Annotated in this window: 16 protein-coding genes; 7 read left to right on the forward strand and 9 right to left on the reverse strand. The window is 65.0% G+C overall.

Annotated elements, in window-relative coordinates; all coding sequences use genetic code 11:
- The first annotated feature begins 200 nt into the window (after positions 1–200).
- Positions 201–1,772: a GAF domain-containing sensor histidine kinase gene (locus tag D6M19_RS05615; RefSeq protein ID WP_234834714.1), complete on the forward strand. Its 1,572-nt coding sequence runs from the start codon at positions 201–203 to the stop codon at positions 1,770–1,772.
- Here D6M19_RS05615 and D6M19_RS05620 read toward each other — a convergent pair.
- Entirely contained in the window at positions 1,751–2,062 is a 312-nt protein-coding gene (locus D6M19_RS05620; RefSeq protein WP_234834715.1) for a hypothetical protein, read from the reverse strand. The two genes, D6M19_RS05615 and D6M19_RS05620, sit on opposite strands and share 22 nt — an antisense overlap.
- A 160-nt stretch (positions 2,063–2,222) precedes the next feature.
- Here D6M19_RS05620 and D6M19_RS05625 point away from each other — a divergent pair, with 160 nt between their 5' ends.
- The 3 genes from D6M19_RS05625 to D6M19_RS05635 all read left to right on the forward strand — a co-directional run bounded on the left by D6M19_RS05625 (position 2,223) and on the right by D6M19_RS05635 (position 5,206).
- Positions 2,223–2,717 (forward strand): cupin domain-containing protein, encoded by a 495-nt coding sequence (locus tag D6M19_RS05625; protein WP_123024212.1) that lies wholly within the window; start codon positions 2,223–2,225, stop codon positions 2,715–2,717.
- 16 nt (positions 2,718–2,733) lie between these two features.
- A complete protein-coding gene (locus D6M19_RS05630) occupies positions 2,734–4,212 on the forward strand; it encodes an SDR family NAD(P)-dependent oxidoreductase (RefSeq protein WP_123024213.1) in 1,479 nt (492 codons plus the stop codon).
- Positions 4,213–4,447: 235 nt separating this feature from the next.
- On the forward strand, positions 4,448–5,206 hold the full coding sequence (locus tag D6M19_RS05635) for a DUF4189 domain-containing protein (protein ID WP_123024214.1): 759 nt from the start codon (positions 4,448–4,450) through the stop codon (positions 5,204–5,206).
- Positions 5,207–5,291: 85 nt separating this feature from the next.
- Here the strand turns inward: D6M19_RS05635 and D6M19_RS05640 are convergent, their stop codons facing one another.
- Positions 5,292–6,536 (reverse strand): sulfotransferase family protein, encoded by a 1,245-nt coding sequence (locus D6M19_RS05640; protein ID WP_123024215.1) that lies wholly within the window; start codon positions 6,534–6,536, stop codon positions 5,292–5,294.
- A 100-nt stretch (positions 6,537–6,636) separates the two neighbouring features.
- On the opposite strand from D6M19_RS05640, the gene D6M19_RS05645 reads away from it, so the two are divergent.
- Positions 6,637–7,773 carry a DUF1214 domain-containing protein gene (locus D6M19_RS05645; protein ID WP_123024216.1) on the forward strand — a complete coding sequence of 379 codons (1,137 nt, stop codon included), beginning with the start codon at positions 6,637–6,639 and terminating at the stop codon, positions 7,771–7,773.
- On the opposite strand, the gene D6M19_RS05650 is transcribed toward D6M19_RS05645, so the two are convergent.
- The 5 genes from D6M19_RS05650 to D6M19_RS05670 form a co-directional block, all read right to left on the reverse strand.
- Entirely contained in the window at positions 7,739–8,395 is a 657-nt protein-coding gene (locus tag D6M19_RS05650) for a helix-turn-helix domain-containing protein (RefSeq protein WP_234834716.1), read from the reverse strand. The genes D6M19_RS05645 and D6M19_RS05650 overlap by 35 nt on opposite strands.
- 58 nt (positions 8,396–8,453) lie before the next feature.
- The gene (locus D6M19_RS05655) at positions 8,454–8,966 is read right to left on the reverse strand and encodes a carboxymuconolactone decarboxylase family protein (RefSeq protein ID WP_123024480.1); all 513 of its coding nucleotides are present in this window, start codon (positions 8,964–8,966) and stop codon (positions 8,454–8,456) included.
- A 5-nt stretch (positions 8,967–8,971) separates the two neighbouring features.
- Positions 8,972–9,496 (reverse strand): VOC family protein, encoded by a 525-nt coding sequence (locus D6M19_RS05660; RefSeq protein WP_123024218.1) that lies wholly within the window; start codon positions 9,494–9,496, stop codon positions 8,972–8,974.
- On the reverse strand, positions 9,493–10,146 hold the full coding sequence (locus D6M19_RS05665; RefSeq protein ID WP_123024219.1) for a TetR/AcrR family transcriptional regulator: 654 nt from the start codon (positions 10,144–10,146) through the stop codon (positions 9,493–9,495). Before D6M19_RS05665 ends, D6M19_RS05660 begins: the two co-directional genes overlap by 4 nt.
- A gap of 72 nt (positions 10,147–10,218) precedes the next feature.
- Positions 10,219–11,439: an alpha/beta hydrolase gene (locus tag D6M19_RS05670; RefSeq protein WP_123024220.1), complete on the reverse strand. Its 1,221-nt coding sequence runs from the start codon at positions 11,437–11,439 to the stop codon at positions 10,219–10,221.
- A 174-nt stretch (positions 11,440–11,613) separates the two neighbouring features.
- On the opposite strand from D6M19_RS05670, the gene D6M19_RS05675 reads away from it, so the two are divergent.
- A complete protein-coding gene (locus D6M19_RS05675) occupies positions 11,614–13,059 on the forward strand; it encodes a WS/DGAT/MGAT family O-acyltransferase (protein ID WP_123024221.1) in 1,446 nt (481 codons plus the stop codon).
- Between the two features lie 11 nt (positions 13,060–13,070).
- Here D6M19_RS05675 and D6M19_RS34730 read toward each other — a convergent pair whose 3' ends face one another.
- Positions 13,071–13,235: a hypothetical protein gene (locus tag D6M19_RS34730; protein WP_234834744.1), complete on the reverse strand. Its 165-nt coding sequence runs from the start codon at positions 13,233–13,235 to the stop codon at positions 13,071–13,073.
- Here D6M19_RS34730 and D6M19_RS05685 point away from each other — a divergent pair.
- Positions 13,159–13,536 carry an MmyB family transcriptional regulator gene (locus D6M19_RS05685; RefSeq protein WP_234834736.1) on the forward strand — a complete coding sequence of 126 codons (378 nt, stop codon included), beginning with the start codon at positions 13,159–13,161 and terminating at the stop codon, positions 13,534–13,536. The genes D6M19_RS34730 and D6M19_RS05685 overlap by 77 nt on opposite strands.
- Before the next feature lie 2 nt (positions 13,537–13,538).
- Here the strand turns inward: D6M19_RS05685 and D6M19_RS05690 are convergent, their stop codons facing one another.
- A complete protein-coding gene (locus D6M19_RS05690; RefSeq protein ID WP_123024222.1) occupies positions 13,539–14,069 on the reverse strand; it encodes a nuclear transport factor 2 family protein in 531 nt (176 codons plus the stop codon).
- Between the last annotated feature and the right edge of the window lie 45 nt (positions 14,070–14,114).

Consider the following 14,114-nt stretch of genomic DNA (forward strand, 5'->3'; position numbering starts at 1 on the left):
CGGTAAATTCCCCGGTCCCATGGGGCTCGCGCCGTACAGCTGGCATACAGGAACGCCGCCTACGCTTTTGGTTGCGGCCTTGTTCGAGTCCGCAGGAATCGATGTGGGCTGGCGTAATGACGCGGAAACGGTCAAGTGCGACTTCCGTAAGCCGCACATGTGACGTTGGATTGGGTAGGCCGGATGGTCGCGCCCGCCTGATGTCGCTGTTGGTCCGTCCGACAGCCCCGCCGCTGTGGCTGGGGATCGCGGTCGTGGCGTGCTTCATCGTGACCGAAACTGCGTTGGCCTATCTGCTCGAGAAGGTCTTCCCACAGATGGCCTTCGGTGTGATTTTCTTGTTCGGTGTCCTGGTGATCTCCGCCGGGTGGGACTTCGGGTTGGCGGTGACGACGACCTTCGTCAGCGCCGCCGTATATGCCTTCTTCCACCTGTCGTCGGACGGGCACGTCTTCCCGATCACGGGGGAGGACGCGGTGGCGATCGTGGTTTTTCTGCCCATCGCGCTGTTGGCCAACATCCTTGCCGGCCAGGTCCGACTACGCGCCGCAGAAGCGAATCGACGCCGTCACGAGGCCGAGGTGCTCGCCGGGCAACAAGCGGCGCTTCGACGCGTGGCAACTCTGGTCGCGCGTGCGGTCCCGCCGTCTGAAGTGTTCTCGTCGGTCGCTGATGAACTGGCCCGTTGCCTGGGCGTGGACCACGCCGCCCTGGTTCGGTATGAACCCGACGGTGCGGCGATCGTGGTGGCCGCGCACAACGAGCCTGGCGCGAAGAAAATGTTTGCGGGAAAGCGGTTTTCGTTCCAGCGTGAAAGCATCGTTGCTTCGGTTCTCAGCACGGGACACCCCGCCCGGATTGATCGGCATGACGAAATCACGGGCCTCGACGCCGAATACGTCAGTGAACTGGGCGTGCACTCAGGGGTGGGTACGCCGATCGTGGTGGGCGGGCGGCTGTGGGGCGCGGCTGTCGTTGGCTCATTGAGGTCCGAGCCGCTTCCCCATGACACCGAGGCGCGGGTCGGCGACTTTGCCGACCTCGTCGCAACGGCGATCGCCAACGCGGAGACCCGCACGGAGCTCACCGCCTCGAGAGCGCGCATCGTCGCGGCGGCCGACGGTGCCAGGCGGCGCTTTGAACGCGACCTACACGACGGTGCTCAACAGCGGCTGGTCTCACTCGCGCTGGCGCTGCGCGCCGCCGAGGCGGCGGTGCCAGCCGAATTGGAACAGCTCAGCGAGCAATTATCCGTCGTGGTCAGCGGACTGACGGGTGTGTTCGAGGATCTACAGGAGATATCCCGCGGGATTCATCCGGCCATCTTGTCAAGGGGCGGACTGGGTCCCGCGATCAAGACACTTGCCCGCCGCTCCGCGGTACCGGCCGTGGTGCGCATCGGGGTTGATCAGCGGTTGCCCGATTCGGTTGAAGTTGCAGCGTATTACGTTGTCGCAGAAGCACTCACAAACGCGGCCAAACACGCAAAGGCGTCGGAGGTCAGTGTGAGTGTGGAAACCGACGGACCACAACTTTGCCTTGCGATTCGCGACGACGGAGTCGGCGGGGCCAACTCAAGCGCGGGCTCCGGACTGGTGGGCCTCGCGGATCGTGTCGAGGCTCTCGGCGGCCACATACAAGTGGCGAGTCCCGCCGGCGGCGGCACGACAATCGCGGTGGCGATTCCGATCGAACCGCCGAGCGCGCCGGGTGTCCTGCGATCGGCTCCGCGTACGTTTGTCAGTCACTGCTACCGGTGCCCGCCGCCGTGAAAGCCGCCGCCGTGAAAGCCGCCGCCGCCAAACCCGCCGCCAAAGCCGCCGAACGCAAGGCCGAACTCGCCATAGGGATCGTAGCCAACCCCTGGTGGGGCGTCGTCGATCTGCGCATTCCCGGGTGTCACGCACTCAGAACCAGGGCCGATCGAACCGCAGGTGGTCTGAACCGGGCTTGGGTTCCCCGTGCTCGTCGACGCCGCAGCAGCAGCCGGTGCTGCGAACATCGCGACGGTGATGGCGCCCGTGGCCAACAGGATTGTCGGCGACATAGATTTGATTCTCACGGTGGTGCTCCTTCGATGGTTGAGCGTTCATCGCTCCATCCCAGAATTGCTCGCCGTGGAGATGGTGTCGTCACTGCTGGCGCCAAACGATGTTTCCCGGCAGCGGTAACCGAGGTGTTACTGCCAGCAGGCACGGCCTGATGCGAGGAGATGAGGCGCCATGAACGACCGGGACGGATTTCATCCAGATCTGCCTGCAGCCAACGCCAACCATGTCGAGATGTCGCTGCGCACGCGGGTGCACCATGTCAAGGCATCGCAGGTCAGTACTGCTACAGCGCAGACAGAGGGAATGCGAAGGCTCGCCGCGATCAGCGGTGGTTCGGTCGGCTCGGAGAAGATCTGGATGGGTGAGACCCATGTCTCGCCGAGGACGGTGTCCGACAACCACCATCACGGCGAATCCGAAACGGCGATCTTCGTCCGAAGCGGAAACCCCGAGTTCGTATTCCACGACGGTGTTCGAGAGGTCCGCATTGCCACGGCGCCAGGCGACTACGTCTTCGTCCCGCCCTATGTTCCGCACCGAGAAGAGAATCCGGACCCCGACAATCCCGCCGTGATCGTTCTTGCCCGCAGCACGCAGGAGGCGATCGTCGTCAATCTGCCGCAGCTCTACGCACTTGAGGGCCTCGCGGGGTCGGAGCCGAAATGAGCCGTACTCTTCCAGCGTGAACGGAATCGACCCGGACAAGCTCAACACGTGCCTTACGGTGCTGGCCGAGATCGAGTCGTTGCCGCCCGAGCATCCCGATGCCGTCACCGTCCGGCGGGCCACCGCGGCCATATTCAAGTCGGTGAAGAAGGCCCGCCGCCACGCGAAGCGCGACGCGGTGGCGGCCGCAGATCACGCCGTCACCGCGGCCACCGCCACCGGAGCGCCCGGCCGCATCGACGACGAAACTGCCGGCCTGCCCCTCGTGTCGACTGCGGTCGGAGCCTCGGCAGGAACGTTGCTCCGGTCGCGCGCCTGCTACATGTGCAAGAACCGCTACACGGTGGTCGACGCGTTCTACCACCAACTCTGTCCCGAGTGCGCCGCGGTCAACAGGGCCAAGCGCGACGCCCGCACCGACCTCACCGGCAAGACCGCCCTGCTCACAGGTGGCCGCGCCAAGATCGGCATGTATATCGCGCTTCGGCTGCTCCGTGACGGCGCCCACACGACGGTCACCACCCGCTTTCCGAACGACGCCGTGCGCCGCTTCACGGCGATGCCCGACAGTGCCGACTGGCTGCACCGGCTGCGCATCGTCGGGATCGACCTGCGCGACCCCGCTCAGGTCGTCGCGCTCGCGGACACCGTCGCCGCGCAGGGACCGCTGGACATCCTGATCAACAACGCCGCCCAGACGGTGCGCCGAGCCCCCGGCTCCTACGCGGCGCTCGTCGAGGCCGAGCGCACGCCGCAGCAGGAACTCGTCGACGTGGTCACGTTCGACCGCGTCAGCGACGCCCATCCCGCGGCGCTGGCAGGCAGCCTCGCCGAGCGCCAGGCTCCCCATGCGGTGTCTTTTCCCGGGTCATCCCCTGCCGTGCGGGCGTGGGCCCATCGCTCCAGCCCTCCGGTGACCGACCTGGCTCTCACCGCCCGCAGCGCGTCGCCGGACCGGATCGCTGCCGGAACGGCCATCGACGCGGGTGGCCTTCTGCCCGATACCGCGTCGATCAACAGTTGGACGCAACGCGTGCACGAGGTCGATGCGATGGAGTTGCTCGAGGTTCAGCTCTGCAACCAGACCGCGCCGTTCATTCTGGTGAGCCGGCTGCGCCCGGCGATGGCAGCTTCTCGTGCCCGCCGCAAATATGTCGTGAACGTGTCTGCAATGGAGGGCCAGTTCAGTCGGGCGTACAAGGGCCCTGGGCATCCGCACACCAACATGGCCAAGGCCGCGCTGAACATGCTCACCCGAACCAGCGCAGCGGAGATGCTCGAGCAGGACGGCATTCTCATGACCGCCGTCGACACGGGCTGGATCACCGACGAGCGTCCACACCCGACGAAGCTGCGGCTGGCCGAAGAGGGATTCCATGCGCCACTCGACCTCGTCGACGGTGCCGCCCGCGTGTATGACCCGATCGTCCGCGGCGAGTTGGGCGAAGATCTGCACGGCTGCTTCCTGAAGGACTACTCGCCAAGCAACTGGTAGCTGCGACCGATCCGCAAAGCCCTTGCCTGGCGGATAGAAAACCCTCTCCTTGTGCCAGGTGGATTCTGGCTTCCCGGCGATTACCCAGCGGCTTTCCGCGCACGACTATTGGTGCAGCGGGAAAGAACAAGCGAACGGCCGATCAGTCGGCACAGACACCTACATCCCCGCGACGAAAGTCCAAAGAACCAGACCGCGCTCCACCAGGGGCCGCGACAACCTCACAGGAGAGATCATGACCACCGCACACCAGGGCCGCGCCAAACTGCGGGGCCGGACCATGGCCGCCACCCTGCTGGCGTCGGCCGCGACCGTCGCCGGCCTTGTCGGTACTGCCGCACCTGCGAACGCTGCGGATCAGTACTACGCGGTGGCGCTTGGCTACGTCAACGAGAATCCGCCCGTGACGATGGCAGGCGGCGCGGCGATCGCCGCCAGCCAAGACCAGGCCGGCCTTCAGGCGCTGACGAACTGTTCGAACAATGGCGCCAGCCACTGCGTGACCGTGGCCATCGCCACGAACGAGTGCGCGGCGGCCGCGTCGAACAACTACGGCGAAGAGGTCGGTGCCTCGGCTTCGACGATCGCCGCAGCCGAGGCCGCGGCCAAGGCCAAGCTGCAGAACCAGACGGGCGCGAAGGTCATCGTGTCGGGCTGCACGAACGGGAACACCGCGCCGCCGCCGCCGAACCAGCCGCCGCCGCCGAACCAGCCGCCGCCGCCGGACCAGCCGCCGCCACCGCCCGCGCCCAAGCCGGGGCCGCTGGTCTCATTCAACACGGTCCTGGGTGGCCTGGAGGCTCACATCACCGACCGCAGTGGAGTGTCGTCGCAGTGCACCTACACGACCGACGACTACAACCGCAGCTTCGCGCTGCCTGCCAACTCCACGTACGACCTGAGGATCGTCCCGGCCGTTCCGCGATTCAAGAACTGGACCGTCACGATCAAGTGTGACAACGGCACCAGCACGACGGCGACGACGTACTTCTGAGCCGCTGTCTTGCCCTGACCCGATCCGCCCGGACCGTAACCCCCCCACGGTCCGGGCGGTTTCGGCTTTTCTGTCGGTCCGCCGATCAACTCAAGAAGCGGTCGATATATGAGGCGAATCGGGCGCGCAGGTCAGATTCGTCGATTCCGAACACGTCCCATGACGTGGCAACCCGGCCGAGCCTGCCGCGCGGGTGGGCGGTCAGGTAGTCGGTGATCGCTGTGCGCGCCGGGTCGTCGAACTGTTCGCCCGCAAGTGCGTACAACCGCTCGGTGGTGCCCAGTTCGTCGTTCATGAAGTCGTCGAAGCGGATGTCGACCGACCGATCGGCGGGGATGACGTCGCGGTCGCGCACGCACGATTCGAGTAAGCGGTCCAGATTATCCACCCACGCGTCCGCGATCATCGCGACGTCGACTCGGTCGCGATACATGCGCGCGGAGTAGGTGATCATCGTGATCATCGACAGTGCGACCGGCACCGGGTCGCGGTGGGTGAACGCGACGATCACGCCGGGTAGCACACTGTCGAGCACCGGAAGCTGGCCCAGGTGCTGCGGCGATTTGAGCACCCAGCGCCTGCCGCCCCGCAGGAATTGCAGGGCCTTCAGTTGGGTGACCATGTATTCGTATGACGAGGTCTGGTCGGTCGACCAGTAGTACTCGGTCCACCGCGGAGCGTGAGCGAGGGTGTCCATCAGCATCGTGGAGAAGTCGTTGGCCAGCAAGTGGATCTCTTCGTGGGCGTGGTCGGTGGTCATCTCGTGCATGAGCGCGAAATGCGGCATCAGCGTGTCCATCACGCTGACGGCCATGTCCATCCGTGTCACTCGAGGGTCGGGCTGCTGACCGGCCTCGGCGGCCAGCGGGAACGGCTCGACGCTCTCCCAGTAGGGCAGGCTGCGGAAGGTCGGCGCGGCGGCAAGCATGTTGTGCAGGTGGGTGGTTCCGGTGCGGGGAAGACCTGCGATGACGACGGGCGGGAGCACCTCGAGGTCGTGAATCTCGGGATGGCGCGTCAGCAGGTCGGTCAGCAGTAGGCGGTTCTTGAGCCACTGGGTGAGTTGTGAGTGAAAGTTCACGATGCCCGGGCCGTGCATGTCGATGGCGCGCAGTTCCGACAGGTACAGATCCAGCCGCTCGCGGTAGTCGTCGGCGCCGAAGTCGGCGAGCCCGGTGTCAGCGCGAGCGCGTGCGTGCATCGCGTCAGAATCGAGCGGACAGTCGGCGGCGAAGGCCGCCATCATTTCCCGGATCTGTTGTGCCTCTGGGCTATAGCGGGGTTCGGCGAGATCGTCGAGCTCGACGATACTGGCTGTGGCATCGGTCACATCGAATTATGTTACAGTGCATCACGTAATGGCAATAGGCCTTTGGCTCGAGCTTTGATCGCGACGTGCACCACGACCTCGGTACGAAAGGAAACATCGCATGACGACGGATTCCGACGTCGCAGCACCGGCGACGACGCACGAGGCGACGCAGGCGTGGCGCGAATTGCTCGACACGCTGCGCGACCTCGACCGGTCGTTCATGGAGGGGGACAAGGCCGTCACCGATGACCGGCATGTCGCCGACGGGTATCGAATGTTGGCCACCACGCTGGGCGTCGCCCTTGACGTCTATCTGTTCGCCGATCCGAGCCGGCCGTTGTGGCTGGAGGTCAACTCGCCGTGGCGCCCGGACCGCAGGTGGGGTGGCGACAACACCGACGCCATCTACTACATGTGCCCGGTCGATCCGAAGCGGCGGTATCGAATCAGCGGCAATCGCGGTGACAGCGTGTACTTCTCGGTGACCGCGTACAACGAGCCATCGCCGGGTGCGTGGTCGGATCGCATACTGGCGATCCTGCGTGATGATGACCTCGACTTCGACGCGGACGGAAACTTCTCCTTCGAGCTGGGCCCAACCCCTGATGCTGCGGTCCTGATGACCCGCGACTACCAGGCCGATCCGCGCGTTGGCAAGCCCGTCACCTGGAACATCGAAGCCCTCGATGAGCCGGAGCCATTCCGGCACGGCGAGGCCGAGACCGCCGCGGCGCTACGGGCCAGTGCGACCTGGTTGAAGACCATGTTCGCGATCCTGCCGCTCGCGGTCGGGGTGAAGGCCGCCGAGGAACACGGTCTCGGCCACTCAACGGCGATGGTCGCCAACGACTTCGCCGAGCCCTACCAGGTGCCCGACGCCAACTTCGGCTGGTCGGCGCGCGACGCCTGTTACTCATACGGCAGCTTCGACCTTGCCGAGGATGAGGCGCTGGTGGTCACGCACCGGCCACCGACCTGCCGGTTCTGGAACCTGGTGGTGTGGAACCAGTTCATGGCCGTGCCCGGCGTGTACGACGCCCGAAGCTCGGTCAACGGTTCGACAGCGGTACCCAACGCGGATGGGTCGGTGACCGTCGTGGTGTCGCGCGTCACGACGACACACCCGAATTCCCTTACCACGCTTGGCTATCCGCGCGGCAACCTGGCATTTCGCTGGTTCCTGGCGGACGAGGTGCCCGCACTGCCCGAGGCGCAACTCGTCAAGTTGTCCGACGCGCCGACCGCGGTGAGCTGACCGAACGGCGGCGCCGCGGCGCCCGCCACGTCGAATAGGCCAATGCGGTCAAGGCGTCGGCGGTTCGTGTGCAGAAGTTCTCGTGGTCGACAAGGCCGAAGGTCAGCGCCCGGATGGCGGTGGTGGCGACGAGGAAGTCGAAGATGGCATCGGTGCGCAGTGTCAGCTCCGTCGCGGGCAGGTCGGTCAAATAGCGGTGCACCAGGTCGGTGAACAGCACGCGGACATCGTGTTCCGTGCGATTGACCAGTCGCTCGTACAGGTCTACGTCGTGCTCGTAAGCCATCAGCAGTCCCGGTATCGCCGCCCTTGTGACGGGGTCCGCGAACTGCTGGATGAACGTCAGGGTCCAGGCGTGCAAGTCTTTTCGAAGCTCCCCTGTCGACTCGGGGATGGCAGTCGGTCCGATCTCTCCGAACACCGCATCCTCGATGATCGCCTCACGGCGCGGCCAGCGGCGGTAGATGGCCGGTGCGCCTACGCCCGCACGGCGCGCGATCGCAACGATCGTCGTCGCCTGATAGCCCTCCTCAACCAATAGTTCCCTGGTCGCCGCAAGCACGTCGACATCCTTCTGCGGATCTCGCGGTCGCCCCGGCAGGGGTTGAGGTGCCGTGGTCACTGAAAAACGGTACCGCAGATCCCGAGTTTTATTACGTGTGGCTCCATAACGAATAGTCTCAGCTGTGAGTGGGTTCGCCCTCGGTGGTCACCTCGAAGGTGTTGAGGAAGTTGCACACGAGTTGGTAGAACCCGACAGTCATAACGAGATCGGCGAGTTGGGTCACCGTGAGTACTTCAAGGGCGTCGTCGCGGTCCCTGCCCATCAGAGTGTGGTCGTCGAGCAGTTTGTCGGTCCAGGCGAGGACGCCCGCCTCGTCGTCGGGCAGGCCATCGGTGGACCCCGTTGCCGCGGCGGCGATGGCCTCGGCCGACAGCCCGGCGTAGCCGGCGATCATCGTGTGCTGGTGCGTTTCATACGGTGCGGCGTAGCGATAACCGACCCGCAGGATCGCCAGTTCGCGAAGGTGCGCGGGAAGCGAATTGGCCTGGAACATGGCGTCGGCCATGACGAAGAACCCTGGCGCCAGGCCGGGGGAGTGCATGACCATCCGGTAGATGTTCACCGGAGCGTGCTGGGCGAGGGTGTCCTTGAGGTGTTGCGGCAAGGCGTCGACGTCGGGATAGTCCATGGTGATCATTCCCGCCCGCGGATCGGATCGCTGCCGTCCCAGCCTGCGGCGACGTCGCGGATGTATTGGAAGAACTGGCCTTTGGGTCCGCTGATGTCGGAGAGTTCGATCACTGTGCCCTGTTCGGCTTCTGTGTCGAGGTAGGCGAACCGGCCTCGTTCGCCGCCGATGCTGCCTTCCTGTCCGATCACGTACCCATCGGCGAGAGCCGTGTCGAGGAGCTTCTGGTAATTGTCGGACCAGTAGGCGATGTGTTGCATCCCTTCGCGTCCGGCGTCGAGGAAGTCCTTGTACATCGACGGGGCGTCGTTGCGTGGCTGGATCAGTTCGAGTTGCACGTCACCGGAATTGGCCAGCGCCACGCTCATCTGCATGTCGGAGTCCACGCCGCGATAGCGAAAGAAGTCGGTTTGGACCCGGTCGACGTAGAACCACGGGCCGACGCCGTGGCGGACCCAGTTGTCCATCGAGGCGTCGATGTCGCGCACGACATAACCGATCTGGGCGATCTTCCCGAACTTGATGCTCATGGTCGACTCTCTTTTTGGTCCTGGCGGAGGCGGTGGACGAGGAGGGCTTCGACTTCGCCGCGGGCAGCAGTGAGGTCGATCTGGTCGTCGATCAGGGATTGCAGAGCGACGCCGCGCAGCATTGCGATGGTCACCGTGGCGAGTCCGTGCGCGTCGATCGAGCCTGGGATCTCGCCGGCGGAGGCGGCGCGGTTGATGCGCTTTTCGATCTCTTCGCGAAACTCGCGGTCGGCGGCCACCATCCGGCTTCTGGTTTCGTCGTCGGGGTTGGCGACGGCGTCTGCCCACAGCGCAAGGCGTGCCCGGTTGACCGGTTGCAGATCGGTGACGACATCGAAGTAGATTGCGATGAGGGTGCGCAATTCGGTTGTGGCGTCACCTGATTCGCCTTGATCGAACATCGCCTCGCGGAACTGATGGGTGACGGCTTCCACGAGCCGCTGCATCAGAGCACCCTTGGAGCCGAAGTGGTGGGTGGCCAAGCCGCGGCTGTAGCCCGCGCGCTCTCCGACGTTGGCAAGCGTGACGCGGGCCGGTCCGACTTCACCGACCATCTCGGCTGCGGCGGTCACCAGGCGCTGCTCGGCTTCGGCCCGGCGAACCTCCTGCGTACGCGGTCCGGTGGTGCTCCCGCGTTGTGCTGCGCTCATTGTCGCTCCCTTACTAACTTGTTGACTAACAAGTTAAGGTACTGGTTGGTACCGCGTCAAGGACCTGTGATTTCAGACCGCCGCGCCGGCTTTGACTGCGGGTCGATCCTGGTGGATCTGACGCAGGAATCGACCGATGGCGGCGACAACTGCTCCGGCACGCGCTCCGTCGATCAGGTCGAAACCGTGACCGACGCCCGGCAACTCGACGTAACCCACGGTTGTGGCCGACACGGATCGCAGCTTCTCGACGAATGTGCGCGCCTCGCCGACAGGAATGAGGCTGTCGCGGCTTCCGTGCACAACGAGAAACGGTGGCGCAGCTTCGTGGATCCGATCCACCGGCGACGCCGCGCCGAACACTTCGGGGTGACGAACCTGCGACCGCTTGACGACCACGCGCTCGAGGAATTCCATGAATCGTGCGCGCTGCACCGTGGAACGGTCCTGCCAGTCGTAGAGGCCATACAGGCTGACGACGGCATCGACCGATGTGTCGGCGTCAGCAGGAAGTTCGGTTTGCCACTGCGGATCGTTGGCGGTGAGCCCGGCCAGCGTTGCCAAATGTCCGCCGGCCGAACACCCCGCGGCGACAACGAATGTGGGGTCTCCGCCAAACTCGGCGACGTTGGCGCGCGCCCAAGCGATCGCTGCCTTCACATCGGTCATCTGGCGCGGCCAGCGATGTTGCGGGCTGGTCCGGTATTCGACGGACAAGCAGACCCAGCCTCGTCTGACCAAGTGGGCCATCAGTGCGTGGCCTTGCAGCGTCCGGCTTCCGAACACCCACGCTCCGCCCGGAATGTAGACAAGTACCGGAGCGGGCGCGCCGGGGTGTTCCCGGCTTCGCCATACGTCGAGTACTTGACTGGGGTGGCTGCCGTAGTGCACCGATGACCGATGTACGTAGCGGCGCTGGCCGGCCGCCTTCCACACGGGAGCGCGCTGCGGATGTGACGGCCACGGATGTGCGAGTTCGTCGGCGCTCACGATGCCCTGCAACGCTTCGGTGAGCACCGACGGTGTCAGCGCGAGCTGTTGGGCTCGGAGTTCGTCCCTGCCTGGGTCGAACCGCGCACTGGCCATCGCTGAAACGATGCCGGGAAGGTACGCCCTGCCACAGACGCTCAGAGCGGCCATGCCGCTGATCGGCTGGATATGTCGCCCGATCATCGGAGTCGACGCCGATACGCCGCTCAGCGCGATCAAGTAGTCACCTGGCTTTGCTCGTGCCATCCATCGGAGGCAGGATTGGACGGTGCGAACCGCCTGTCCAGCTTCCATTTGCGACATACCTGCAGCTTACGCGCGTAAGTTGCTCATACGCGGGGGAATAGGCCTCGCCGAGGGGCGGTTTGCTGCTCCGGTGCCGGTCAGGGGTCTTTCTCCAGGATGTGACGTGTAGTCCGATCATCTGCGAGCAGGGCCTTGCGTGTGGCTTCGAGAACCGAGGGGAACCAACTTGACATGGAGCAGTTGAGCTGGACCGACGACATGATGTTGCGCGCCGAAAAGCCGGAGACTCCGATGCAGATCCAGATGCTGTTGATCTATGACCAGTCGACCGCGCCCGCCGGCAAGGTCACCTTCAAGCGCATTCTTGGCGAGATCGATGCCCGGCTGCATCTGGCGCCGACGTTCCGTCGGCGGTTGACCGACTTACCCGGCAGCCTGCATATGCCGTACTGGGTCGATGATCCGAACTTCGATCTCGAGTACCACGTACGCCATATCGCTTTGCCCCAGCCCGGGGACTGGCGTCAGCTGTGCATACAGATCGCCCGCATCCATGGCCGCCAGCTCGATCTGCGCCGGCCACCGTGGGAGATGACGGTGATCGAGGGTCTGAACTCCATCCCCGGCGTGCCAGAGGGATCGTTCGCGATCTCGATCAAGCTGCACCACTGCGTCGTCGACGGGATGGAAAGCGTCGAGCTGATGGCGGCCATGCATGACCTTGCGCACGACAGCGCGCGTCCCGCCCCACCGGAGAAGCCCTGGAATCCCGGCGCTCTGCCCTCGACAGCAGACCTGGTCGCGCGGACGGCGATCAACGGTGTGCTCCACCCGCTGCGGGCGGGCAAGGTCTTGGTGCCCGGTGCCCTTGGCGTTCTCGGTGCGCTGCGTAACATCGCGGAGCTGCCGGGCAAGATCGCCGGCGGTCTCGCGGCCGCGCTGGCCCCCGGCTCGAGTTCCCTGTTCGCGCCGAGCACGCGTTTCAACGGCGCGCCAACACCGCAAAGGGCGTTCGAAGCCCGCTTTCACGACCTGACAGATTTCAAGCGGATCAAGGCATGCGTGCCGGACGCGACCATCAACGACGTAGCACTTGCCTATGTCGGGGGTGCGCTGCGCCACTATCTGGACGGTCACGGGGAGCTACCTGAGGAGACTTTGGTCGCTGCCTGCCCGGCTTCGATTCGGTCCAGCAGTGAAACCGGTAGCGGCGGCAACCGACTGTTCGGCCGGTTGCACGCACTCGAAACCACGATCGCCGACCCGCTCGAACGGCTGGCGGCGATCGTCGACGAGACCTCCGCGTTCCGCGACACCGCTGATTCCTCGAGCAGCACCCGGTTGATGGACCTGGTGGGCACGGTGCCAACCACGTTGTTGGGCTTGACGGTGAAAGCCGCAAGCGCAGTGCCGTTTTCGGCCCCTGCGATCGCCAACACCACTGTGAGCAACGTGCCGGGCCCGACCGATCCGATCTTCTTCGCCGGCGCTCGCCTGCTGAAGGTCACCGGTCTTGGCCCGCTGATCGGCGGGATGAACCTCTTCCACATCGTGGCGAGCCACAACGGAACAGTCTCGATCGGCGTGACAGCGGATCGTAGTGCGCTACCCGATCCGGGTCACTATGCCGACTGCATGCAGTGCTCTTTCGAGGAGATGCTCAGCGCCGCGGGATGATCGGTGAATCGTCAGCGCTCGATCATCTCCATCTGCGCATCGGTGTGGTGGCCGCCCCATGCCGGGGTGAGTTCGTCCAGTCGCTTCATCTGCTCGGCGGTGAGGACGACGTCGTCCGCGACTGCGTTCTCTTCGAGCCGCGAGACCCGCCGCGATCCCTTCGACGACGAGCTCACCAACCTGGTCGGCGAATTATCAACCCGCTGTGAATATTTCCGTACCCGGTGGGCCGCGCACAACGTGCGTCTGCACCGCAGAGGCGTGAAGCACCTCCACCATCCCGTGGTTGGTGATCTCGAACTGACCTACGCGGGGATGGAGTTGCCCTCCGACCCCGGCTTGATGTTGTTCGCCTACACCGCGCAACCCGGCACACCGTCCGATGACGGACTCAAGCTGCTCGCCAGTTGGGCTGCTACCCGGGAACTGGGAGACGCCGCCGCGTCGACGTCGTCAGTCAACCGACCGGCCCACTGAGGTCAGCTCAACAGCGAAAAGAATTGCTGTGACGGATCATCGGCATCGAGGCTTCCCTTCAGGGTGCCGCGCGTTATCGGGTGGCTGAGGTCAACTGAGGACGGATCGTTCACCCGGGCCCAGTCGGTAACGATCGTCCGCTCGATGATTTTCCACACGTCCTGGCGCTTCTCGTACTTGTCGAGATAGCGCCCGCCGACGATGACGTCGACATCGCGATCGCCCGCGCCGAACGTGTGCGTCGCGATGGTGTAGATCTCGCCCTCGGCTCTATCACCGTTGATCGCGAAGTTCACGGTGGTGATGTTGTGCTGCATCGCCCGGATGTGCGGGCGCGAGGCGGCGAGCGTGCTGAGGAACTCGTCGACGCTGCCCGTCGAGAACTCGCCGTGGGCGTCGACGGCGTCATCGTGGTAGAGCGCCCGCAGCGTCGTGAAGTCGCCGCGATCCACAGCGCGGCAGTAGGCATGGACCAGCTTCCGCAGCGCAAACTCGTCGAGCATCTCGTGCAGCAGGGCCTCAGTCGTCGGCATTCCCGCAGCGTAGCGGGGAATTCCCATTGATCGGTCGCACTCGAT

It is taken from the genome of Mycolicibacterium stellerae (assembly GCF_003719305.1).
GTDB classification, from domain to species: domain Bacteria; phylum Actinomycetota; class Actinomycetes; order Mycobacteriales; family Mycobacteriaceae; genus Mycobacterium; species Mycobacterium stellerae.

Excerpts from the sequence above, each read along its gene's own strand:
- D6M19_RS05665 (WP_123024219.1), bottom strand. The coding sequence starts at position 10,146 with ATGAGCGCAGCACAACGCGGGAGCACCACCGGACCGCGTACGCAGGAG.
- D6M19_RS05615 (WP_234834714.1), top strand. The coding sequence starts at position 201 with ATGTCGCTGTTGGTCCGTCCGACAGCCCCGCCGCTGTGGCTGGGGATC.
- D6M19_RS05660 (WP_123024218.1), bottom strand. The coding sequence starts at position 9,496 with ATGAGCATCAAGTTCGGGAAGATCGCCCAGATCGGTTATGTCGTGCGC.
- D6M19_RS05635 (WP_123024214.1), top strand. The coding sequence starts at position 4,448 with ATGACCACCGCACACCAGGGCCGCGCCAAACTGCGGGGCCGGACCATG.
- D6M19_RS05670 (WP_123024220.1), bottom strand. The coding sequence starts at position 11,439 with ATGTCGCAAATGGAAGCTGGACAGGCGGTTCGCACCGTCCAATCCTGC.
- D6M19_RS05690 (WP_123024222.1), bottom strand. The coding sequence starts at position 14,069 with ATGCCGACGACTGAGGCCCTGCTGCACGAGATGCTCGACGAGTTTGCG.
- D6M19_RS05625 (WP_123024212.1), top strand. The coding sequence starts at position 2,223 with ATGAACGACCGGGACGGATTTCATCCAGATCTGCCTGCAGCCAACGCC.
- D6M19_RS05675 (WP_123024221.1), top strand. The coding sequence starts at position 11,614 with ATGGAGCAGTTGAGCTGGACCGACGACATGATGTTGCGCGCCGAAAAG.
- D6M19_RS05645 (WP_123024216.1), top strand. The coding sequence starts at position 6,637 with ATGACGACGGATTCCGACGTCGCAGCACCGGCGACGACGCACGAGGCG.
- D6M19_RS05655 (WP_123024480.1), bottom strand. The coding sequence starts at position 8,966 with ATGGACTATCCCGACGTCGACGCCTTGCCGCAACACCTCAAGGACACC.